Here is a 21,230-nt window from a genome sequence, read left to right on the forward strand (position 1 = left end):
GTTGACCACACGCTCACGGAGGGCATCTCTCATGACATCGAACAAGAAGAACACCACCAACAGTGGATCAGGCGATGACGACTGGTTCGGAGAACTGGTCATGTCGCTGTTCACCGCATCCGGGTATGTGCTGTGGTGGGCGGTGCTGTTCCCGGCGATCAGCGTGCCCATCATCGCCAGCCTCGTCCTTGCTATCAGCCACGGCCCACGCGTGGGCCTGATCTGCGCGATCGTGTGCAGTGCCGGGTATGCGGGCTGGGCCTGGCTCCAACCGGGGTCATTTCGCGCCTGGGTGACCGAACCGGTACGGCGGCGCTGGCTCACGTGGTCGCGCTACACCCGCACCTGGGAATCGACCTGCACCTTGCACGGCCTGACCGCCACCCTCGGCGGACGCACTCTCACTCCCACCCTGCGCACGGTGACGATCGGTAAAACCACCGATGTGCTCGTGGTGCGGATCGTCACCGGCCAGTCCGTGGCAGATTGGCATAAACAGTCCGACGCGCTGGCCGCCGCGTGGCGCGCCGGCCGCATCAGCATCACCGCCATCTCGCCCGGCGAACTGCGCATCACGTTAATGCGCGCAGACGTGCTGGCTGAACCGATCGCCCTGCCCATGCCAACCCCGGCCACCCCGGTCGATCTGGTGTCGGTGCGGGTCGGGATCACCGAAACGCGACATTGGTGGCAGGTGCCGCTGCTCGGTCACCACGTGCTGATCGCCGGGGCAACCGGCGCAGGCAAAGGCTCAGTGCTGTGGTCGTTGATCGCCGGCATTGCCCCCGCGGTGAAGACCGGGCTGGTCCGGTTGTGTGTCATCGACCCCAAAGGCGGCATGGAACTCGGTGCCGGAGCACCCCTGTTCACCGTGTTCACCCACGACGCCACCGACACCACCCTGGACTTGCTACGCCAGCTCGTCACGGTGATGCACGCCCGGGCGAATCGTCTGCGCGGCCACACCCGCCTACACACCCCCACGACGTCGGAGCCGTTGTTCGTTGCGGTGATCGATGAGATCGCCGCACTGACCGCATACGTGACCGACCGCAAGGTCCGCACCGAAATCGAACAACTCCTGGGCCTGCTGCTCTCCCAAGGCCGCGCAGTCGGCATCAGCGTGGTCGCCGCGGTCCAAGACCCGGCCAAAGACACCCTGCCGGTACGGCAGCTGTTCACGGTGCGGATCGGGTTGCGGCTGACCGAAGCCACCCAAACCACCATGGTCCTCGGCCAAGGGGCGCGCGATGCCGGGGCAGAATGCGACCGCATCCCCGACACCACCCCCGGGGTGGGCTACATGATGGTTGACGGCACCGCCCACGCCCAGCGGGTGCGGGCCTTTCACGTCACCGACCACGACATTACCGCCCTGGCCAGCCGGTTCCGCCGAACCGCGAGGCGACCGAACAAGCCCCACCAGCCACACAACACCGATACCGGCCACACCGCGAGTGAGGGCAGCGGTGAATAGCTCCACGACATCGGCGCAGCTTGTCCTACCGGGTGTTCCGGATACAGCTGACACCGCCCGGGTGGTCGAGCAGATGGTGCGGCGCGCCGCCTCGATGGGATACGAATCCTGGTGGCGACGAGCAGAATCCGTCGGATTCTGCGCCCACCCCATCCAGCTGATCGGTGCCGATGAGTACGGGCGTCAGCGGGTGGTATGGACGCGCTGCAACAACCGTCGCGCCCACATCTGCCCCTCCTGCTCGGATCTCTACGCCCGCGACACCTGGCAACTCGTGCACTCCGGTGCCGCTGGCGGTCACCACGGCATGCCCACCACGGTGGCCGATCATCCGCAAGTGTTTGTCACTCTCACCGCACCGAGCTTCGGGGCCGTCCACACCGCCACGAAGTCACGGGAGAAGGCAGCGCAGGTGTGCCGCGACCAGCACCGGGTCGGCGGCTACCGACGCTGCCCGCATGGAAAACAATTGTGGTGCAGCATGTCCCATGATCATGGCGACGAGCGGGTCGGCCAGCCGCTGTGTCCGGAGTGCTACGACTATGCCGGGCATGTGCTGTTCACGTGGCACCTGCCCGAACTGTGGCGACGCTTCACCATCACCCTGCGGCGCGCCCTACGCAAAAGCCTGAAAGCCGCCGGAGTTGACCCGGATACGGTGCGAGTGAGCTTCATCAAGATCGTCGAACTGCAAGCCCGCGCTATCCCACACATCCACGCACTGATCCGCCTGGATCCCCACGACGACCTTGACCGCCCCGGGTGGGAATCACCTATCGGTGCAGTCGAACTCGCTAGGGTCATCCAGTACGCCATCCGCACCGTCACACTCACCGTCAACGACCCGACAGCCGATGGCGGTGGGCAGACGATACGGTTCGGCACACAGATCGACACCCAACCGCTAACCGCATCGGTGGATCCGCCGCCAAATGAGCACAATTCAGGCTCAGGCCGGTCCATGTCTAGCCGGCTGGTGGCGCGCTATCTCGCCAAGTATGTCACCAAATCCTTGGCGGCCCTCGGAATCAGCGCACGCCGCCTATCTACGGAAGCCATACCCGACCTGGACGTGTCCGAGCATGTGCGGACCATCCTGACCACCATCAGCGATCTCGCGGACAAAGGACTGTCCGGCATCGGGCGGTGGTTGCACACCCTCGGATTCCGCGGCCACATCACCAGCAAATCCCGCCGTTATTCGACTACCATGACCGTGCTGCGCGAACAGCGCGCCATTTGGACGCGTGAGGAAAGCTCGAAAAGCACTGCATACCAATACGATCCCGACTGTGACTTCGCCGGTGGCGATGATCTGGTGGCGTGGGAGTTTGACCGTGCCGGCCCCGGCAGCCTCGGCGATCGCAGTCTCGTCTATTCCGCGGCCCTCCAACGTATTCACATCCGCCGCATCGGACTAGTGGAAGCCCGTCGCCACACACGCAGCCAGCATTGGGATCCACCAGGGGCAAGCGATGGCTGAACGATGCCCAACCCCACATGCTCGCTCCGAATGTGACGCTCGAATTAATGCACCGAGCATGTCAGAGGGAGGTGTTCAAATTGACCTGCCGAACCGGAATCGGCTTCCGCGCGAGGCCAACCGCGCGCTGGTAAACGTCATACTGGCTGTGCGGGACCGGACCCGCGGATCACGAAGGGAAGTGGCATGAGCCTCAGGTTCGCTTTCTATGGCCGAGTGAGTACCGAGGACGCTCAAGATCCCGAGGCGAGCCGCAGCTGGCAGAAACGTCGTGCCATCGATCTGATCACTCCGCATGGCGGAGTCCTCGCTGTCGACTACTTCGATATAGGTCAAAGCCGTTCGCTTCCCTGGAAACGCAGACCGGAGGCTTCACGTCTGCTTGCAGATGTCACTTCTCGTGACCGTGGCTTCGATGCCGTGGTGATCGGGGAACCTGCTCGCGCGTTCTACGGACCGCAATTTGCGCTCACTTTCCCGGTGCTCACGCACTACGGGGTTGGCCTATGGGTGCCTGAAGTCGGCGGAGCGGTTGATCCCGGATCCGAGGCACACGACCTCGTGATGACGCTCTTCGGCGGTATGAGCAAGGGAGAACGCGCACGAATCCAGATGCGCGTCCGTACCGCGATGTCGGCACTCGCGCAGGACACAACCAGATACCTCGGCGGTCGCCCACCGTACGGGTATCGACTCGTCGATGCCGGCCCGCATCCCAACCCTGCCAAGGCAAGTCTTGGGCAGCGGCTCCATCGTCTCGAACCCGACCCCGCGACATGTTCGGTCGTCGAGCGGATCTACCGCATGTACGCCGATGGTGCTGGCTTGCGCTTCATCGCACAGCAGCTCACCGACGATGGAGTGCCATCACCAAGCCAATATGACCCGGCGCGGAACCGGCACCGTGATCCGCGCGGATGGTCCCATTCGGCGATCCGCGCAATCCTCGACAACCCGGCGTACCGCGGTATTCGTGTGTGGGGCAAGCAGGAGAAATACGAGGTCTTGGTCAACCCCGACGATGTCGCTGCCGGGTACGAGACTCGCATGCGGTGGCGTGACGAGGTCGACTGGATCGCACCTGACCGGCGAACGCACGAAGCGCTGATCACTGACGAGCTGGCGCGGGCTGTCCGACTTCGGATGCAGGCGCGGCGGGGTCCGGGTCTTGTGTGTAGCAGAGAATCGACGGTGCCATATGCGCTGCGCGGGCTGCTGTTCTGTGCCGCATGTGGACGCCGCATGCAGGGTGCCGCCCGACCAGGGAAGCAAACAACGCGCATCCTCTACCGATGTGAGCTGGGCAAGTCGCGTTCCGTACCTGTGGACCTGAGTGACCATCCGCGCACCGTCTATCTTCGGGAAGACGAGGTGACCGCACGACTGGACGAATGGATCGCCACCCTGGCCGATCCAGAAGACCTCGCCCGCGGGCAGGAGATGGACCCCTCGGCGAGAACTGGCCACGCCGCCTTGCAGCGCGAGCTGAGCGAGGTCAATAGCAAGGTTGCCGCCTTGGTCGCGGCCGTGGAGTCTGGTGTGGCCGTTGAGGACTTGACTGCTGCGTTGCGTCGTCGCACGGCCGAGCGCGACGAGCTGAGGGCACGTCTTGAGCGCACGGAGCGGCCCCATGTCATGTCTGCCGCACAGATCAGCCAGCTGGTCGAAGAATTGGGCGGGCTGTCGGCCATCCTCGGTGCGGCAACCGGGGCGGAACGCGCTCAGGTGTACGCAAGCTTGGGTCTGCGTCTAGATTACGATCCGCACCTGCGGCGAGTCACGGCGACAGCCGACCTGAGTCGTGTCGCCGGATGTGTCCGAGGGGGGACTTGAACCCCCACGCCCATTAGTAGGGCACTAGCACCTCAAGCTAGCGCGTCTGCCATTCCGCCACTCGGACCGACGCCAATGAATTGGCAGCTAAGGCTATCGGATCTCCTCCCCGCGCCCAAACCAGCCCGGCGAGCCGTGTGGCGCGCGGCGGCGTCGACGGCGATGGTAGGAAAGTGACTGTGACGGTGCCCGCCGAGACTCCGATCGACGACGTCGTGGACGTGGTCAGCAAGCTGATCCGGTTCGACACCACCAACACCGGCGACCTCGACACCACCAAGGGCGAAGCCGAATGCGCCCACTGGGTGGCCGCGCAGCTCGAGGAGGTCGGCTACCAGACCGAATACCTGGAATCGGGCGCACCGGGCCGGGGCAACGTGTTCGCCCGCCTGGAGGGCGCGGACAGCTCACGCGGCGCGCTGCTGATCCACGGGCACCTCGACGTGGTGCCCGCCGAGCCTGCCGAGTGGAGCGTGCACCCGTTCTCCGGCGCCGTCGAGGACGGCTACGTGTGGGGCCGCGGCGCGGTCGACATGAAGGACATGGTCGGCATGATGCTGGTGCTGGCCAGGCATTTCCGGCGCAACGGCATCGTCCCGCCGCGCGACCTGGTGTTCGCGTTCGTGGCCGACGAGGAGAACGGCGGCAAGTGGGGGTCGCAGTGGCTGGTGGACAATCGGCCCGACCTGTTCGAGGGCATCACCGAGGCGGTCGGCGAGGTCGGGGGCTTCTCGCTGACCATTCCGCGGCGCGACGGCGGCGAACGACGGCTCTACCTGATCGAGACCGCCGAGAAGAGCATGCATTGGATGCGGCTGACCGCGCACGGCCGACCAGGCCACGGGTCGATGGTCCACGACCATAACGCGGTCACCACCCTCGCCGAGGCAGTGGCAAGGCTGGGCCGGCACGTTTTTCCGTTAGTGCCGACCGACAGCGTCGTGCAATTCTTGACCGCCGTCGGCGAAGAAACCGGATTGACCTTCGACGTCGACTCACCCGACCTGGACGGGGTTGTCGAGAAACTCGGGCCCATCGCGCGAATTGTGAAAGCGACACTGCGCGACACCGCCAATCCGACAATGCTCAAGGCCGGATACAAAACCAACGTGGTGCCGGCCACCGCAGAGGCGATCGTGGATTGCCGGATTCTTCCTGGCCGCTTGGCCGCCTTCGAGGCCGAGGTCGACGAGCTGATCGGGCCCGATGTAACGCGTGAGTGGGTGACCAGCCTGCCGTCGTATGAGACGACGTTCGACGGCGACCTCGTCGACGCGATGAACGCGGCCCTGCTGACCGTCGACCCCGACGCCCGAACCGTGCCGTACATGCTGTCCGGTGGAACCGACGCAAAAGCCTTCGAGCGCTTGGGTATTCGATGCTTCGGCTTCTCGCCGCTGCGGCTGCCGCCGGACCTCGACTTCGCGGCGTTGTTCCACGGCATCGACGAACGGGTACCCGTCGATGCATTGAGGTTCGGCACCGAGGTGCTCGCACATTTCCTGATGCACTGCTAGCCGTCAACACGAGAGGGGATCGACCATGACCACACCGCCCGACCCATACGCCGCGCTACCGAAATTGCCGACGTTCACGCTGGAGTCGGAATCCTTCGCCGATGGGCAGGCGCTGGCCAAGCCGCAAGTCAGCGGGATCATGGGAGCCGGTGGCGAGGACGTCAGCCCGCAGTTGTCGTGGTCGGGATTCCCCGACGGCACAAAGAGTTTCGCCGTGACCGTCTATGACCCGGATGCTCCGACGGCGTCTGGCTTCTGGCACTGGGCGGTGGCCAATCTGCCCGCCTCGGTCCACGAATTGCCGGCCGGTGCGGGCGACGGCAGCAACCTGCCGGGCGACGCCCTGACGCTGGTCAACGACGCGGGGCAACGTCGCTACATCGGCGCGGCACCGCCCGCGGGCCATGGTCCGCACCGCTACTACGTCGCCGTGCACGCGGTCGGCGTCGACAAGCTCGACCTCCCGGAGGATGCCAGTCCAGCGTTCCTGGGCTTCAACCTTTTTCAGCACGCGATCGCGCGAGCGGTGATCCACGCGACCTACGAGCAGAAGTAACGCCTAGCGAGTCGCCGACCCCACCGCATCGCTCAACGAGCTGAATCCGCCGTCGCGCAGTCTTAAGGCCAGGCCGTCGTGAATGTGCTTGGCCCACAGGCCGCCGCCGTAGATGAAGCCCGTGTAGCCCTGCAGCAGTGAGGCTCCAGCGGTGATCCGGTCCCAGGCGTCGTCGACGGTCTCGATGCCGCCGACACTGATCAGGGTCAGCCGGTCGCCGACGCGGTCGTACAGGCGCCGCAGCACTTCGCGGGCCCGCTGAGCAACCGGCGGCCCGGAGATGCCGCCGCTACCGAGCCGCTCGACGCCGGGCGTGCGCAGGCCGTCGCGCGACACCGTGGTGTTGGTGGCGACAATGCCTGCGAGGCCGAGTTCCACGGCCAGGTCGGCGATGTCGTCGATGTCGGTATCGGCCAGGTCGGGCGCGATCTTCACCAGAACAGGTGTCGAAGTCTCCGCCAGCACCGCCGACAGGATCGACCGCAGCGACTCTACTGTCTGCAAGTCTCGCAGTCCCGGAGTGTTCGGCGAGCTGACGTTGACCACCACGTACGCAGCATGGGGCCCGACCAGTCGCGCGCTGGCCCGATAGTCCTCGGCGGCATCCTCGGCAGCGGTGATCTTGGTCTTGCCGATGTTGACGCCTATCGGGACGTCGGACCGGTGGGCGGCCAGCCTCGCGGCCAGCGCGGCGGCGCCGTGGTTGTTGAAGCCCATTCGGTTGAGCAGGGCGCGGTCCTCGGGTAGCCGGAACAGTCGCGGCGCGGGATTGCCGGGCTGCGCGTGGGCGGTGACGGTGCCCACCTCGGCATAGCCGAAACCCAGTGTGCCCCAGGCGTTGAGGCCGGTGCCGTCCTTGTCGAAGCCGGCGGCCAGACCGAGTGGGCCGGGGAAGTGGACGCCGAAGACTGTGCTCGCCAGCACCGGGTCGGTTGGGGCGAGGCGACGGCTCAGTTGGCGCCGCGCCAGCTCGGCGTCGGTGGCGGCGCGAAGCCCGGCGAAGACGATGCGGTGGATGCGTTCGGCGGGCACCAGGAATAGCAACTGGCGCAGCGTTGCGTACGTCGCTGCCGTCTCCGAAGCCACCGTCACAGGTCCGGCTGATCGGCTACGTTGTCAGCGCGAGACTTCTTGCGGCGCAACAACACCCGTCTGCTTCCGTCGGTGTAGAGCCGCACCCGAGTGAGCTCCCAACCGCGATACTCCGCTTCGATGGACAGCCTGGTCGAGGCGCTGAGCCGGGTGACTTCCGGCGGCAGACGCAAAGGGGCCCACTCGTATTCGTCGGACAGGTCGGTGTTCCACTCCACCGGCATTCTGCCGTTCCGCGCCGCGGTCAACGCGCGCCCGTCGCCGCGTGCTCGATGGTCTGGACACCCGCGCCGGCACCCGAGACCACGTATAACGTGCCCGCGGCATCGTCGAAGGCCAGCGCGTTGGGTTGCCGCACGGATGGGTACCGTACCTTTTCCAGTGGTATTCCGGTTGACAGATCGTAACCAATAACAGTATTCGCCGAAGTCTGCGACACCCAGACCAAGCCGTGCGATCCGACGACGCCGTATGGGGACTCCGCGACCGGGTAGGCCTGCCGGAGGATCAGCGGATCGACCCCGAATACCAGCAGTTGACCGCCCCGGGTGTCCGCCACCAGCAACCGGCCCACCGGGTCGGCCACCATGGTCGTCGCGCCCTGGCCGGCCCGCAGCGACTGCCCGATGCGGCCGTCGGCGCCGACAGTGACAATCGACGTCTGCCCGCGATCCAGCACTGCGACGGTATTTCCTTGAGTGGCAAGCGAATCGACGTGCGCATGCACGGCCGTCCGGCTGGCCTCGGTCGCACCGGGTCCCAGCGCATACAGCGTCCCGTCGGCCGTGCCCAGCACCACCGTGCCGTCCGCGCGACGGGTGATCGCGCTGAAGTCGACGTGGTCGGCATCACGAACGCTCACCCGAGTGGCCTGCCCCCCCGCCAGGTCGACCACGAAATAGCCGCCTCGGGTGGACAGATAGACCGAACCGGCGTTGTCGCCGGCCATCCCGGTTGCCGATCCCGGCAGCTGTATCACCCGCTCAGATGTTTGCTGGGGCCCCATCACGGCGAGGCTCGCCGTCCCGTCGGGGGTAGGTCCAAAAGCCAGTATCGCCAGTTGCCCGGTCTGGCCGTCGAACAGCGCGGTCTGCGCGCGAGCCTCGAGTACACGGACGACCCCCGCGGGAGCCTGCGTCACCGGCGGAGACTGTGCCGCCTGCGCCGGTGCGACCCCGGCTGGCAGGTCGTCGAACGTCTTCTTGGAGCACGCGGTCGGGCCAACGAGTGAAAACAGCAGGCCAATGGCAACTATCCGACGCACATGTGCGGTGCGTTTGCGGTTTGCTGGCACGGGGTAACTCTCAGGTTATCGGGGGCTCGCCGGCGTAAAAGGGGTGGTCCAATTGGAGTTCGATCCTAGAGATCATTGGTCGACGCGGCTCGGGTCTGTGGGAGTTGCCCAATGAATGCAGCGAGGTATGGTCACCGTATGAGCGTTGCCGAACATGGCCAATTCTCAGACGGAGAGTTTGCTATCGAGGACATGTGGCTCGGAGTCTTTTCCACCAAAATCCTGGCCAGCGGGTTCGGCCAGGTAGGCGACGGCCGAAGTTTCGCGTTCTGCATCGAGGGTCAGACGTTGCTGGTCGAGGTGTACCGGCCGCGGCTCAAGGGCCCGGTTCCACAACCTGAGGACGTTGTCGCCACGGCGCGACGAAATGTGGTCGACGTCGACATCGCCGACGAACGCAGCCTGGGTGCCGCGGTCCGCGACGCGGTTGCCCTCGCCGAAGCGTCCATCTAGACACCGCAGGGCTGTTACGCGTCCCGACTTCGGTCACCCGGTACGGTCGTCGTCGTGCAAGCGGTGCAGGCGATGTCGTGGTGGCAGGTTGTCGTGTTGGCCGTGGTGCAGGGCCTGACCGAATTTCTGCCCGTGTCATCCTCCGGCCACCTGGCGATTGTTTCTCGGCTTTTCTTCGCCGACGATGCCGGTGCTTCGTTCACCGCCGTGACTCAATTGGGCACTGAGGCAGCGGTTTTGGTGTACTTCGCCCGTGACATAGTGCGAATCGTCACGGCGTGGTTCAAAGGCTTGCTGAACCCGGCCCATCGCGGGGTCGATTACCGCCTGGGCTGGTACGTCATCATCGGCACGATCCCGATCTGCGTGCTCGGCCTGCTGTTCAAGGACCAGATCCGCTCGGGCGTGCGCAACATGTGGGTGATCGCGACGGCGTTGGTGCTGTTCTCGGCGGTGATCGCGCTGGCCGAACGTCTCGGGCGGCAGAGCCGCAATGTCGACCGACTGACCTGGCGCGACGCCGTCGTCGTGGGCGTCGCCCAAACGCTGGCGCTGGTGCCCGGGGTATCTCGGTCGGGGTCGACGATCAGCGCAGGCCTGTTCCTCGGCCTGGAGCGCGAATTGTCCGCCAGGTTCGGCTTCCTGCTGGCGATTCCGGCGGTGTTCGCATCGGGGTTGTTCTCGGTACCGGACGCGTTTCACCCGGTGCTGGAGGGCATGAGCGCGACCGGCCCGCAACTGGTGGCGGCGATGGCGATCGCATTCGTGGTCGGCTTGGCCGCGGTCGCCTGGTTCTTGCGATTCCTGTTGCGCCACAGCATGTATTGGTTCGTCGGCTATCGGGTGGTGGCTGGAGTCGCCGTGATGATCCTGCTGGCCACCGGGGCGGTGAGTGCGGTATGACGGTGATCCTGCTGAGGCACGGCCGGTCCACCTCCAACACGGCGCACACCCTGGCAGGCCGCTCCGAGGGCGTCGAGCTCGACGACAAGGGTCGCCAGCAAGCCGCCGAGCTGGTCGACCGCCTCGACGGGTTGCCGATTCGCGCGGTGGTGAGCTCGCCGCTGGTGCGGTGCCGCCAGACCGTCGAGCCGCTGGCCGCTGCGCTGGGTGTCGAAGTGAGCGTCGACGACCGGCTTGCCGAGGTCGACTACGGCGAGTGGACCGGGCGCAAACTCGGCGAGCTGGTCAAGGAGCCGCTGTGGGCGGTGGTCCAGGCTCACCCGAGCGCGGCGGTGTTCCCCGGCGGCGAGGGGCTGGCCGAGGTGCAGAGGCGCGCCGTCGCCGCTGTCCGTGAGCACGACGCGAAGCTGGCCGAGCACAACGACGGCGACGTGCTGTGGCTGGCTTGTACTCACGGCGATGTCATCAAGGCCGTCGTCGCCGATGCGCTGGGCGTGCATCTGGATGGTTTCCAGCGGATCTCGGCCGACCCGGCGTCGGTGAGCGTGATCCGCTACACCCGTCTTCGCCCGTTTGTGCTGCACTCCAACCACACCGGGGCGAGCCTGACGTCCGCGTTGACGCCGCCACCGGCTGCCGAGGGCGACACGCCAGCCCACGATGCGGTGGTCGGCGGTTCGACGGACTGAGCCGTCGCCGTCGAAGACCTGCCCTGGAATTACGACTCCGCTGCATCAGCCGGTATTTTGGAAGTGTCATGTCTCGTGCGATCCACGTCTTCCGCTCACCCGACCGATTCGTCGCCGGGACCGTCGGGCAGCCCGGAAACCGCACGTTCTATCTGCAGGCCGTGCACGACGCCCGGGTGGTGTCGGTGGTGCTGGAAAAACAGCAAGTCGCGGTGCTCGCCGAGCGGATCGACGCACTGCTGGTCGAGGTCAACCGTCGCTTCGGCACACCGGTTCCGCCCGAGACCGACAAGGTGGAAGACCTCAGCCCGCTGGTGACTCCCGTCGACGCGGAATTCCGGGTCGGGACGATGGGATTGGGCTGGGATTCCGAAGCCCAGACCGTGGTCGTCGAACTGCTCGCCGTCAGCGACACCGAGTTCGACGCGTCGGTGGTGCTCGACGACACCGACGAAGGGCCCGACGCCGTGCGGGTGTTCCTTACCCCGCAGTCGGCCCGCGAGTTCGCCACCCGTTCCAACGCCGTCATCTCCGCCGGCCGCCCGCCCTGCCCGCTGTGCGACGAGCCGCTGGACGCCGAGGGACACATCTGTGCGCGAACGAACGGCTACCGGCGCAGTGCGCTGCTCGGGCCGGACGATGACGCAGAGGCCTGACGATCGCGAGGTCCTGCGCACCGGTGAGTTGACGGTCTTGGGACGCATCCGCTCCGCGAGCAACGCCACCTTTCTGTGCGAGGCGACTCTGGGCGGCCACACCGTGCATTGCGTGTACAAGCCGATCGCCGGCGAGCAGCCGCTGTGGGACTTTCCCGACGGCACCCTGGCCGGCCGCGAGCTCGGCGCCTACCTGGTCTCAGCGCATCTCGGCTGGAACATCGTGCCCTACACCATCATTCGACACGGTCCGGGTGGCCCGGGGATGCTGCAGCTGTGGATCGACCAACCGGGCGATACGCCCGACTCCGAACCCGGGCCCGAGCTCGATCTGGTCGACCTGGTTCCGGCCGACAACTGCCCGGCCGGCTACCTTCCGGTGCTGCGGGCCTACGACTACGCCGGCGATCCGGTCGAGCTGGTGCACGCCGACGACGTTCGGCTGTGGCGGATGGCGGTGTTCGACGTGCTGGTCAACAACGCCGACCGCAAGGGTGGCCACGTGCTGCGCGGCCTCAACGGCGAGGTTTACGGCGTCGACCACGGGGTGAGCCTGCACGTCGAGGACAAGCTTCGCACCGTGCTCTGGGGATGGGCCGGCAAGAAAATCGACGACAAGACGTTGGAGGCGGTGTCCTGTCTGGTCGACGGGCTGGCCGACTCGCTCGGGGACGCCCTCGCCGAGCACATCACCAGCGCGGAGATCGCCGCGCTACGGCTGCGGGCGCGCGTGCTGCTGGCGCACCCGGTGATGCCCACCCCCGACCGGCACCGCCCGATTCCATGGCCCGCGTTCTAGTCGCCGATGTCCCGCTCACTGTCGCTGTCGCTGGAGGCTCCCGTCTCGGTCGACGAAGTCCTGGCAACGTTCACCGATGAGGCCTACTGGCGGGCGCGGCTGGCCGCCTTCGACGGCGGCACCGCCGCCCTGGATGGGTTGACCGTCGATCCGGACGGAAAAGTGTCGGCGGCGTTGACCGTCAACCTTTTCGCCAGTCGACTGCCGAAAGTGGTGACCGCGTTGGTCCCCGGCGACTTCACAATGGCTCGCACCGAAACCTGGCGCCCGGCGGGCGACGGCACCGCGCGCGGTGTGATCACGGTAAAGGTGCCGGGGGCGCCGGTAGCCGCGGCCGGCGAGGTGTTTTTGGTGCCGGTAAAAACGGGATCGCGGATGGAGTTCAGCACCAAGGTGCGGGTGAGCATCCCGCTTGTCGGCGGTCAGGTGGAGAACTTCATCGTCAGCCGGCTCGGCGACGAGATCAGGGCGGTCCAACGCTTCACCAACGACTGGATCGTGACGAACCGCTGAGGTCGTCAGCGATACTGGACCGGTGACCTCCGAGCCTCTCAGCGACGCGGCGCTGGCCGCCGACCTTGCCGAAGAGGCGGGAAAGCTGCTACTGCAGGTTCGCGATCGGGTCGGTTTCCACCACCCGTGGCTGCTCGGCGACGAGGGCGACAGCCAGGCCAACGCGTTACTGCTCAAGCGAATCCATGCCGAGCGACCCGGCGACGCGGTGCTCAGCGAAGAGGCGTACGACGACCTGAACCGGCTGCAGTCCGACCGGGTCTGGATCGTCGACCCGCTGGACGGAACGCGCGAATTCTCCTGGGAGGGCCGCGACGACTGGGCCGTGCACGTCGCGTTGTGGCAGCGCAACGGCGGACCCAACGGCGCGATCACCGACGCCGCGGTCGCCCTGCCGGCGATGGGGGAGTTGCATCGCAGCGACACCGTAACCGCGCCCACCACAACGCTTTCCGGCCCGATCCGGATCACCGCCAGCTCCAATCGTCCGCCGGCGGTGCTGTACTACCTGGCCCGTCAGCTCGACGTGGAGTTCGTCCGGATCGGCTCGGCCGGCGCCAAAGCGATGTCGGTGATCCGCGGCGACGCCGATGCCTACATCCACGCCGGCGGGCAGTGGGAGTGGGATTCGGCGGCCCCGGCGGGCGTGATCCTGGCCGCCGGAATGCACGCGTCGCGGCTGGACGGCTCCGAGATGATCTACAACCGGCCCGACCCGTATCTGCCCGACTTCTTGATGTGTCGCGCCGAACTCGCGGATCTGTTGCTGGGCGCGATCCGGCTGGCCAGTTGAACCGGCGCAGGAATTTTCAGCCCCCTGCCAGCAGTTGCCGATGGCATGTTGACGTCCGCGCAGCCTGGGGTTTCTGCGGCCCGCTCCACGGGCTGCACGGTCGGCCCACCTAAAGTTGGCGCTATGCAATCCTGGCAGGCCGCCCCGCTACCGGAGCTGCCCGGACGCGGCCCGGAGTTGCGGCTCTACGACAGCGCCGACCGCCAGGTTCGCCCGGTCTCGGCCGGGCCGACAGCCAGCATGTACGTCTGCGGCATCACGCCCTATGACGCCACCCACCTCGGCCACGCAGCCACCTACCTCGCGTTCGACCTGATCCACCGGATCTGGCGCGATCTCGGCCACGACGTGCACTACGTGCAGAACGTCACCGATGTCGACGACCCCCTGTTCGAGCGGGCCAACCGCGACGGCATCGACTGGCGCGACCTGGCCGCCCGCGAGGTCGAGCTGTATCGCGCGGACATGACCGCGCTGCGGGTGCTGCCGCCACGCGAATACGTCGCAGCCACCGACTCGGTCGCCGAGGTCATCGAGCTCGTCGAGAAAATGCTGGCCTCGGGGGCCGCCTACACAGTCGAGGACGCCGAATTCCCCGACGTCTACTTCCGCGCCGACGCCACCCTGCAGTTCGGCTACGAGTCCGGCTACGACCGCGACACCATGCTTGCCCTGTTCGCCGAACGCGGCGGCGACCCGGACCGGTCGGGCAAGACCGATCAGCTCGACGCGCTGCTGTGGCGCGCCGCGCGGCCCGGCGAACCGAGTTGGCAGTCGCCGTTCGGCGCCGGCCGCCCGGGCTGGCACGTCGAATGCGCCGCGATCGCGCTCAGCCGCATCGGCAGCGGTCTCGACATCCAGGGCGGCGGCAGCGACCTGATCTTCCCGCACCACGAGTTCACCGCCGCGCACGCCGAATCGGTCAGCGGCGAAAGACGATTCGCCGGACACTACGTCCACGCCGGCATGATCGGCTGGGACGGCCACAAGATGTCGAAGAGCCGAGGCAACCTGGTCCTGGTGTCGGGTTTGCGTGCGGAGGGTGTCGAGCCCGCCGCGATTCGGCTGGGCCTGCTGGCCGGGCACTACCGGGCCGACCGCGAATGGACGCCGCAGGTGCTCGACGACGCTCAGGCCCGGCTGCAGCGCTGGCGAGCAGCGACCGCCCTGGCGGCCGGCCCGGACGCCACCGACGTGGTCGCCCGGGTTCGCCAGTATCTGGCCGACGATCTTAATACACCCAAAGCGCTTGCCGCACTTGATGGTTGGACAACTGATGCGGTGGAGTACGGCGGTCACGACGCCGACGCGCCGCGCGTCGTGGCGGCCATGGCCGATGCGCTACTTGGAGTGGAATTGTCCTGAGTGCGGCTGGTGCGGGTAGGTTGCCCGCCATGACGCCATTGAACTCGCAAGTCGTATTCATTACCGGTGGAGGCCAGGGCATCGGGGCCGAGGTGGCCCGCCGCCTGCACGCCAAGGGCGCCAAGCTGGTGCTGACCGACCTGGACGCGGGCGCCCTGGCCGAGCGGGCCGCCGAGTTCGGCGGCGACGAGCATGTGCTGACCGTCGTGGCCGACGTCCGCGATCTCGAGGCCATGCAGGCCGCGGCGGCGCAGGCCGTCGAGAGGTTCGGCGGTATCGACACCGTCGTCGCCAACGCCGGTATCGCCAGCTACGGCTCGGTGCTGCACGTCGACCCCGACGCGGTCAAGCGGGTGCTCGACGTCAACCTGCTCGGCGTTTTTCACACCGTGCGCGCCGCCTTGCCGTCGATCATCGAACGCAAGGGTTACGTGTTGGTGGTCTCGTCGCTGGCCGCGTTCACCGCGGCGCCCGGCATGGCGCCCTACGACATGTCCAAAGCGGGCAACGAGCATCTCGCGCATGCGCTTCGGCTCGAAGTCGCCCACCTCGGGGTTGCGGTCGGATCGGCGCACATGTCCTGGATCGACACGGCGCTGGTCCGCGACACCCAGAAGGATCTGCCGGTGTTCCGTGAGCAGCTGGCGAAGTTCCCGTGGCCGCTGAACAAGACGACGTCGGTGGACAAGTGCGCCGCGGCGTTCGTCGACGGCATCGAGCACCGCAAGAAACGCGTGTACTGCCCGGGCTGGGTGGGGGTGTTCCGGTGGATGAAGCCGTTCCTGTCGACACCGTTCGGGGAGGGCCCGATCCTCAAGACCGCCGGTGGGCAGGTGGCCCGGATGGACGCCGAGGTTGCCGCGCTCGGCCGGTCGGTCAGCGCGCACACCCAGCAGCTCGATAAGCCCTAGCGCCCGAAGCCCGGTCGACGGCGTCGCAGGTAGCGCTCGAACTCCGCGGCCAGCGCGTCGCCGTCGATCTTGCCCAGCGCCTCGGTCATGTCGACCTCGGCGTCCCCGCGCTGCTCCAAACTCTGCACGTATTCAGCGATTTCGTCGTCGTCAGTCGTCATCTCGGTGACCGCCTGCTCCCACTCCTCGGCCTGGGCGGGCAGGTCGGCCAGCGGAACCTCGATGTCGAGCACCTCCTCGACGCGGCGCAGCAGCGCGACCGTCGCCTTCGGGTTGGGCGGCTGCGACACGTAGTGCGGGACCGCCGCCCAGAACGTGACGGCAGGGATCCCGGCAGCGACGCAGGCGTCCTGGAACACCCCGGCGATGCCGGTCGGTCCCTCGTACCGGGTCTCCTGCAGGCCGAAGCGCCGCGCCGACTCGGGGGAGTAGGCGGCCCCGGACACCGGCACCGGTCGGGTGTGCGGCGTGTCGGCCAGCAGGGCACCCAGGATCACCACGGTGTCGACGTTGAGCTTGTCGGCGACGGCCAGCAGCTCGGCGCAGAAGGTCCGCCACCGCATGTTCGGCTCGACGCCGTGCATCAGCACGATGTCGCGATCGGCGCCCGGCGGGCGGCAGTGCGAGATCCGCATCGACGGCCACACCAGCTCCCGCGTCACGCCGTCGACCTGCCGGATGACCGGGCGGTTCACCTGGTAGTCGTAGTACGCCTCGTCGTCGATTTCGAGGATTGGATCGGCCTCCCAGATGGCATCCAGGTGCTCGAGCGCGTCGCTGGCCGCGTCGCCGGCGTCATTCCAGCCCTCGAACGCAGCCACGACGATCGTGTTGTGCAGGTCGGGGAACGAGGAGCTGACATCCGGCGAGGTCACGCAATTAGCGTACGGCGTGACGCAGCTCGCGGCGCGCAGAGCAGCGGCCATTTTGCAGAAGACGAAATACGTTCGGCGGCAATCTCGTTACCCTGGGTAATTACGACATTGCCGACAAGATCCGCGGGTCGGGTCGAGCTGGGCGTCCAGACGTCGGGTGACAACGTAGACTTTTCTGGTCGAGAGGCGTTGCAACGGTTCCGGGTCAAAGCCGGTAGCCGCCACGCTCGGCAGAGTCAAGGACGCCTTCCGTTATGGAAGGACTGCATGTGAGCTCCGCAAAGCAGAATTTTGCGCCGAACATCCGCCCGGACTGCACCGACGAACTGACGGCAGCGCTGCGCCAGCGGATCATGGTGATCGACGGGGCGATGGGTACCGCGATCCAGCGGGACCGGCCGGACGAGACCGGTTACCGCGGTGAGCGGTTCAAGGACTGGCCGAGCGATCTGGTGGGCAACAACGACCTGCTCACACTGACGCAGCCGCAGATCATCGAGGGGATCCACCGCGAGTACCTCGAGGCGGGCGCCGACATCCTGGAGACCAACACGTTCAATGCGAACGCGATCTCGCTCTCCGACTACGACATGGCCGAGCTGAGCTACGAGCTGAACTACGCCGGCGCCGCGCTGGCCCGCAAGGCCGCCGACGAATTCAGCACCCCGGAGAAGCCGCGCTACGTGGCCGGTGCCCTCGGGCCGACGACGCGAACCGCGTCGATCTCGCCGGACGTCAACGATCCCGGGGCTCGCAACGTCTCCTACGACCAGCTGGTCGCCGCCTACCTCGAATCCGCCAACGGCCTGGTCGACGGCGGCGCCGACCTGCTCATCATCGAGACGATCTTCGACTCGCTGAACGCCAAGGCGGCGGTGTTCGCCGTCGAGACGCTGTTCGAGAACCGCGGCCGCCGCTGGCCGTTGATCATCTCGGGCACCATCACCGACGCCTCCGGCCGCACACTGTCCGGTCAGGTCACCGAAGCATTCTGGAATGCGATCAGGCACGCGAAGCCACTCGCGGTCGGCCTCAACTGCGCGCTGGGCGCGCCGGAGATGCGGCCCTACATCGCGGAAGTGTCGCGGATCGCGGACACCTTCGTCTCCTGCTACCCGAATGCGGGTCTGCCCAACGCCTTTGGCGAATACGACGAGTCCCCGGAGCGTCAGGCCGGCTACATCGCCGACTTCGCCGAGGCCGGCCTGGTCAACCTCGTCGGTGGGTGCTGCGGAACGACGCCGGCGCACATCGCCGAGATCGCCAAGGTGGTCGAGGGCAAGCCGCAACGCCAGGTGCCCGAGATCGAGGTGGCCACCCGGCTCTCGGGCCTGGAGCCGCTCAACATCACCGACGACTCCCTGTTCGTCAACATCGGTGAGCGCACCAACATCACCGGCTCCGCCCGGTTCCGCAACTTGATCAAGGCCGAGGACTACGACACCGCGCTGTCGGTCGCGCTGCAGCAGGTGGAGGTCGGTGCGCAGGTCATCGACATCAACATGGACGAGGGCATGATCGACGGCGTCGCCGCGATGGACCGGTTTACCAAGCTGATCGCGGCCGAGCCGGACATCAGCCGCGTCCCGGTGATGATCGACTCGTCCAAGTGGGACGTCATCGAGGCGGGCCTGAAGAACGTGCAGGGCAAGCCGATCGTCAACTCGATCTCCATGAAGGAGGGCGAGGAGAAGTTCATCCGCGAGGCCAGGCTGTGCCGCAAGTACGGCGCCGCCGTCGTGGTGATGGCGTTCGATGAACAGGGCCAGGCCGACAACCTGGAACGCCGCAAGGAGATCTGCGGGCGCGCCTACCGGATCCTGACCGAAGAGGTCGGCTTCCCCGCCGAGGACATCATCTTCGACCCGAACTGCTTCGCGCTGGCCACCGGCATCGAGGAGCACGCGACCTACGGGATCGACTTCATCGAGGCCTGCGCCTGGATCAAGGAAAACCTGCCCGGCGTGCACATCTCCGGCGGCATCTCCAACGTGTCGTTCTCGTTTAGGGGCAACAACCCCGTCCGCGAGGCGATCCACTCGGTGTTCCTGTTCCACGCCATCAAGGCCGGCCTGGACATGGGCATCGTCAACGCCGGCGCGCTGGTGCCCTACGACTCGATCGATCCCGAGCTGCGGGAGCGCATCGAAGACGTGGTGCTGAACCGTCGTGAGGATGCGGCCGAACGGCTGCTGGAGATCGCCGAGCGGTTCAACAGCTCGGAGAAGGCCGACGACCCCGCGGCGGCCGAGTGGCGCGGCCTCCCGGTGCGCGAACGGATCACCCACGCCCTGGTCAAGGGCATCGACGCCCACGTCGATGCCGACACCGAGGAGTTGCGGGCCGAGATCGCCGACGCGGGCGGTCGCCCGATCGAGGTGATCGAGGGCCCGCTGATGGACGGCATGAACGTCGTCGGTGACCTCTTCGGCTCGGGCAAGATGTTTCTGCCCCAGGTGGTGAAGTCGGCCCGGGTGATGAAGAAGGCCGTCGCGTACCTGCTGCCGTTCATCGAGGCCGAGAAGGAAGAGTCCGGCAACGCATCCAAGGACACCAACGGCACGATCGTGATGGCGACGGTGAAGGGCGACGTCCACGACATCGGCAAGAACATCGTCGGGGTCGTGTTGCAGTGCAACAACTACGAGGTGATCGACCTCGGGGTGATGGTGCCCGCGAGCAAGATCCTGGACGCGGCGAAGGAGCACGACGCCGACATCATCGGGCTGTCCGGCTTGATCACCCCGTCGCTGGACGAGATGGTCAACTTCGCCGCCGAGATGGAACGCGAGGGGCTGGAGATCCCGCTGCTGATCGGCGGGGCGACCACCTCGCGCGCCCACACCGCCGTGAAGGTGGCGCCGCGTCGCAGCGGGCCGGTGGTCTGGGTCAAGGACGCCTCCCGTTCGGTGCCGGTCGCGGCCGCGTTGCTCGACGACAAGCAGCGCCCGGCTCTGCTGGAGGCCACCGCGAAGGACTACGCGTCCCTTCGGGAACGGCACGCGCAGAAGAACGAGCGGCCGATGCTGACGCTGGAGAAGGCGCGCGCCAACCGGACGCCGATCGAGTGGGACGGCTACACGCCGCCGGTGCCCGCGCAAGGCCTCGGCGTGCGCGAATTCCTGGATTACGATCTCGCCGAGTTGCGGGAGTACATCGACTGGCAGCCGTTCTTCAACGCCTGGGAGATGAAGGGCAGGTTCCCCGACATCCTCAACAACCCGGCCTCGGGTGAGGCGGCCCGCAAGCTGTACGACGACGCCCAGCAGATGCTCGACACCCTGATCAAGGAGAAGTGGCTGACGGCCAACGGCGTGATCGGTTTCTTCCCCGCGAACGCGGTCGGCGACGACATCGAGGTCTACACCGACGACACCCGCGCCGAGGTGCTCACCACATTGCACAACCTGCGCCAGCAGGGTGAGCACCGAGAAGGCATCCCGAATCGGTCGTTGGGCGACTACATCGCCCCCAAAGAAACGGGCCTCCGGGATTACGTCGGCGCCTTCGCTGTCACCGCGGGGTTAGGCAGCCAGGAGAAGATCGCCGAGTTCAAGGCGGACCTCGACGACTACAGCGCGATCCTGCTGGAGTCCGTCGCCGACAGGCTGGCCGAGGCCTTCGCCGAACGGATGCACCAGCGGGTCCGCAAGGAGTTCTGGGGATTTCAGCCGGACGAGCATTTGGACAACGAGGAACTCATCGGCGAAAAGTACCGCGGAATCCGTCCGGCACCCGGCTACCCGGCCTGCCCGGAGCACACCGAAAAGGTGACGCTCTGGAAGCTGATGGACGTCCAGCGGCGCACCGGCATCGAGTTGACCGAGTCGATGGCGATGTGGCCCGGTGCCGCCGTCAGCGGCTGGTATTTCTCGCACCCGCAGTCGCAATACTTCGTGGTGGGTCGGATGGCCCAGGACCAAGTCGCCGATTACGCGAAGCGCAAAGGCTGGACCTTGCAGGAAGCCGAGCGCTGGCTTGCGCCCAACCTCGGCTACAACCCGGAAGACTGAGCACCAAA

At 66.7% G+C, this 21,230-nt stretch carries 19 protein-coding genes and 1 tRNA gene; 15 read left to right on the plus strand and 5 right to left on the minus strand.

The genetic code is table 11. The annotated features are described in order from the left end of the window. Positions 1 to 31 precede the first annotated feature (31 nt). The 3 genes from A5658_RS02585 (at position 32) to A5658_RS27285 (ending at position 4,793) form a co-directional block, all read left to right on the plus strand. Positions 32 to 1,477, plus strand: coding sequence for an FtsK/SpoIIIE domain-containing protein (locus tag A5658_RS02585; protein WP_067330797.1), 1,446 nt, complete (start codon positions 32 to 34; stop codon positions 1,475 to 1,477). Further along, positions 1,470 to 2,960, plus strand: coding sequence for a replication initiator (locus A5658_RS02590; RefSeq protein WP_156751221.1), 1,491 nt, complete (start codon positions 1,470 to 1,472; stop codon positions 2,958 to 2,960). Before A5658_RS02585 ends, A5658_RS02590 begins: the two co-directional genes overlap by 8 nt. Positions 2,961 to 3,146: 186 nt before the next feature. Continuing rightward, complete coding sequence (locus tag A5658_RS27285; protein ID WP_082992896.1) at positions 3,147 to 4,793, plus strand: recombinase family protein; 1,647 nt, start codon at positions 3,147 to 3,149, stop codon at positions 4,791 to 4,793. Here the strand turns inward: A5658_RS27285 and A5658_RS02600 are convergent. Next, positions 4,775 to 4,860, minus strand: a tRNA-Leu gene (locus tag A5658_RS02600). The two genes, A5658_RS27285 and A5658_RS02600, sit on opposite strands and share 19 nt — an antisense overlap. A 106-nt stretch (positions 4,861 to 4,966) precedes the next feature. Between A5658_RS02600 and A5658_RS02605 the strand changes: the two genes are divergently transcribed. Beyond that, positions 4,967 to 6,310: a M20/M25/M40 family metallo-hydrolase gene (locus A5658_RS02605; RefSeq protein WP_067330803.1), complete on the plus strand. Its 1,344-nt coding sequence runs from the start codon at positions 4,967 to 4,969 to the stop codon at positions 6,308 to 6,310. A gap of 25 nt (positions 6,311 to 6,335) precedes the next feature. After that, positions 6,336 to 6,866, plus strand: coding sequence for a YbhB/YbcL family Raf kinase inhibitor-like protein (locus tag A5658_RS02610; protein ID WP_067330805.1), 531 nt, complete (start codon positions 6,336 to 6,338; stop codon positions 6,864 to 6,866). Between the two features lie 3 nt (positions 6,867 to 6,869). Here A5658_RS02610 and A5658_RS02615 read toward each other — a convergent pair whose 3' ends face one another. Genes A5658_RS02615 through A5658_RS02625 form a run of 3 tightly spaced genes read right to left on the minus strand, consistent with a single transcriptional unit; the run spans position 6,870 to position 9,198 of the window. Next, positions 6,870 to 7,952 carry a quinone-dependent dihydroorotate dehydrogenase gene (locus A5658_RS02615; protein WP_369830474.1) on the minus strand — a complete coding sequence of 361 codons (1,083 nt, stop codon included), beginning with the start codon at positions 7,950 to 7,952 and terminating at the stop codon, positions 6,870 to 6,872. 2 nt (positions 7,953 to 7,954) lie between these two features. Beyond that, positions 7,955 to 8,206 carry a DUF5703 family protein gene (locus tag A5658_RS02620; RefSeq protein ID WP_067330807.1) on the minus strand — a complete coding sequence of 84 codons (252 nt, stop codon included), beginning with the start codon at positions 8,204 to 8,206 and terminating at the stop codon, positions 7,955 to 7,957. After that, complete coding sequence (locus A5658_RS02625; RefSeq protein WP_369830475.1) at positions 8,203 to 9,198, minus strand: YncE family protein; 996 nt, start codon at positions 9,196 to 9,198, stop codon at positions 8,203 to 8,205. Before A5658_RS02625 ends, A5658_RS02620 begins: the two co-directional genes overlap by 4 nt. A gap of 192 nt (positions 9,199 to 9,390) precedes the next feature. On the opposite strand from A5658_RS02625, the gene A5658_RS02630 reads away from it, so the two are divergent. From A5658_RS02630 to A5658_RS02670, 9 genes are all read left to right on the plus strand, one after another. Further along, positions 9,391 to 9,705 carry a hypothetical protein gene (locus A5658_RS02630; RefSeq protein WP_067330812.1) on the plus strand — a complete coding sequence of 105 codons (315 nt, stop codon included), beginning with the start codon at positions 9,391 to 9,393 and terminating at the stop codon, positions 9,703 to 9,705. 72 nt (positions 9,706 to 9,777) lie between these two features. Then, on the plus strand, positions 9,778 to 10,608 hold the full coding sequence (locus A5658_RS02635; RefSeq protein WP_067330896.1) for an undecaprenyl-diphosphate phosphatase: 831 nt from the start codon (positions 9,778 to 9,780) through the stop codon (positions 10,606 to 10,608). Continuing rightward, positions 10,605 to 11,297, plus strand: a complete 693-nt coding sequence (locus tag A5658_RS02640; protein WP_067330814.1) for a histidine phosphatase family protein — start codon at positions 10,605 to 10,607, stop codon at positions 11,295 to 11,297. The genes A5658_RS02635 and A5658_RS02640 overlap by 4 nt, the downstream gene beginning before the upstream one ends. Positions 11,298 to 11,365: 68 nt before the next feature. Beyond that, on the plus strand, positions 11,366 to 11,953 hold the full coding sequence (locus A5658_RS02645; protein ID WP_067330816.1) for a DUF3090 domain-containing protein: 588 nt from the start codon (positions 11,366 to 11,368) through the stop codon (positions 11,951 to 11,953). Further along, the gene (locus tag A5658_RS02650) at positions 11,937 to 12,752 is read left to right on the plus strand and encodes an SCO1664 family protein (protein ID WP_067330819.1); all 816 of its coding nucleotides are present in this window, start codon (positions 11,937 to 11,939) and stop codon (positions 12,750 to 12,752) included. The genes A5658_RS02645 and A5658_RS02650 overlap by 17 nt, the downstream gene beginning before the upstream one ends. Positions 12,753 to 12,758: 6 nt before the next feature. Further along, positions 12,759 to 13,265: a DUF2505 domain-containing protein gene (locus A5658_RS02655; RefSeq protein WP_067330821.1), complete on the plus strand. Its 507-nt coding sequence runs from the start codon at positions 12,759 to 12,761 to the stop codon at positions 13,263 to 13,265. Between the two features lie 22 nt (positions 13,266 to 13,287). Next, entirely contained in the window at positions 13,288 to 14,058 is a 771-nt protein-coding gene (locus tag A5658_RS02660) for a 3'(2'),5'-bisphosphate nucleotidase CysQ (protein ID WP_067330823.1), read from the plus strand. Between the two features lie 123 nt (positions 14,059 to 14,181). Further along, positions 14,182 to 15,423 (plus strand): cysteine--1-D-myo-inosityl 2-amino-2-deoxy-alpha-D-glucopyranoside ligase, encoded by a 1,242-nt coding sequence (mshC, locus tag A5658_RS02665; protein ID WP_067330825.1) that lies wholly within the window; start codon positions 14,182 to 14,184, stop codon positions 15,421 to 15,423. A gap of 29 nt (positions 15,424 to 15,452) precedes the next feature. After that, positions 15,453 to 16,334 (plus strand): SDR family oxidoreductase, encoded by an 882-nt coding sequence (locus tag A5658_RS02670; RefSeq protein WP_067330829.1) that lies wholly within the window; start codon positions 15,453 to 15,455, stop codon positions 16,332 to 16,334. On the opposite strand, the gene A5658_RS02675 is transcribed toward A5658_RS02670, so the two are convergent. Next, the gene (locus A5658_RS02675; protein WP_067330898.1) at positions 16,331 to 17,209 is read right to left on the minus strand and encodes a PAC2 family protein; all 879 of its coding nucleotides are present in this window, start codon (positions 17,207 to 17,209) and stop codon (positions 16,331 to 16,333) included. The two genes, A5658_RS02670 and A5658_RS02675, sit on opposite strands and share 4 nt — an antisense overlap. A 254-nt stretch (positions 17,210 to 17,463) precedes the next feature. On the opposite strand from A5658_RS02675, the gene metH reads away from it, so the two are divergent. Further along, the gene (metH, locus tag A5658_RS02680; RefSeq protein WP_067330831.1) at positions 17,464 to 21,222 is read left to right on the plus strand and encodes a methionine synthase; all 3,759 of its coding nucleotides are present in this window, start codon (positions 17,464 to 17,466) and stop codon (positions 21,220 to 21,222) included. Positions 21,223 to 21,230: the final 8 nt, after the last annotated feature.

This window comes from Mycobacterium sp. 1245111.1 (genome assembly GCF_001673405.1).
Lineage (GTDB): Bacteria > Actinomycetota > Actinomycetes > Mycobacteriales > Mycobacteriaceae > Mycobacterium.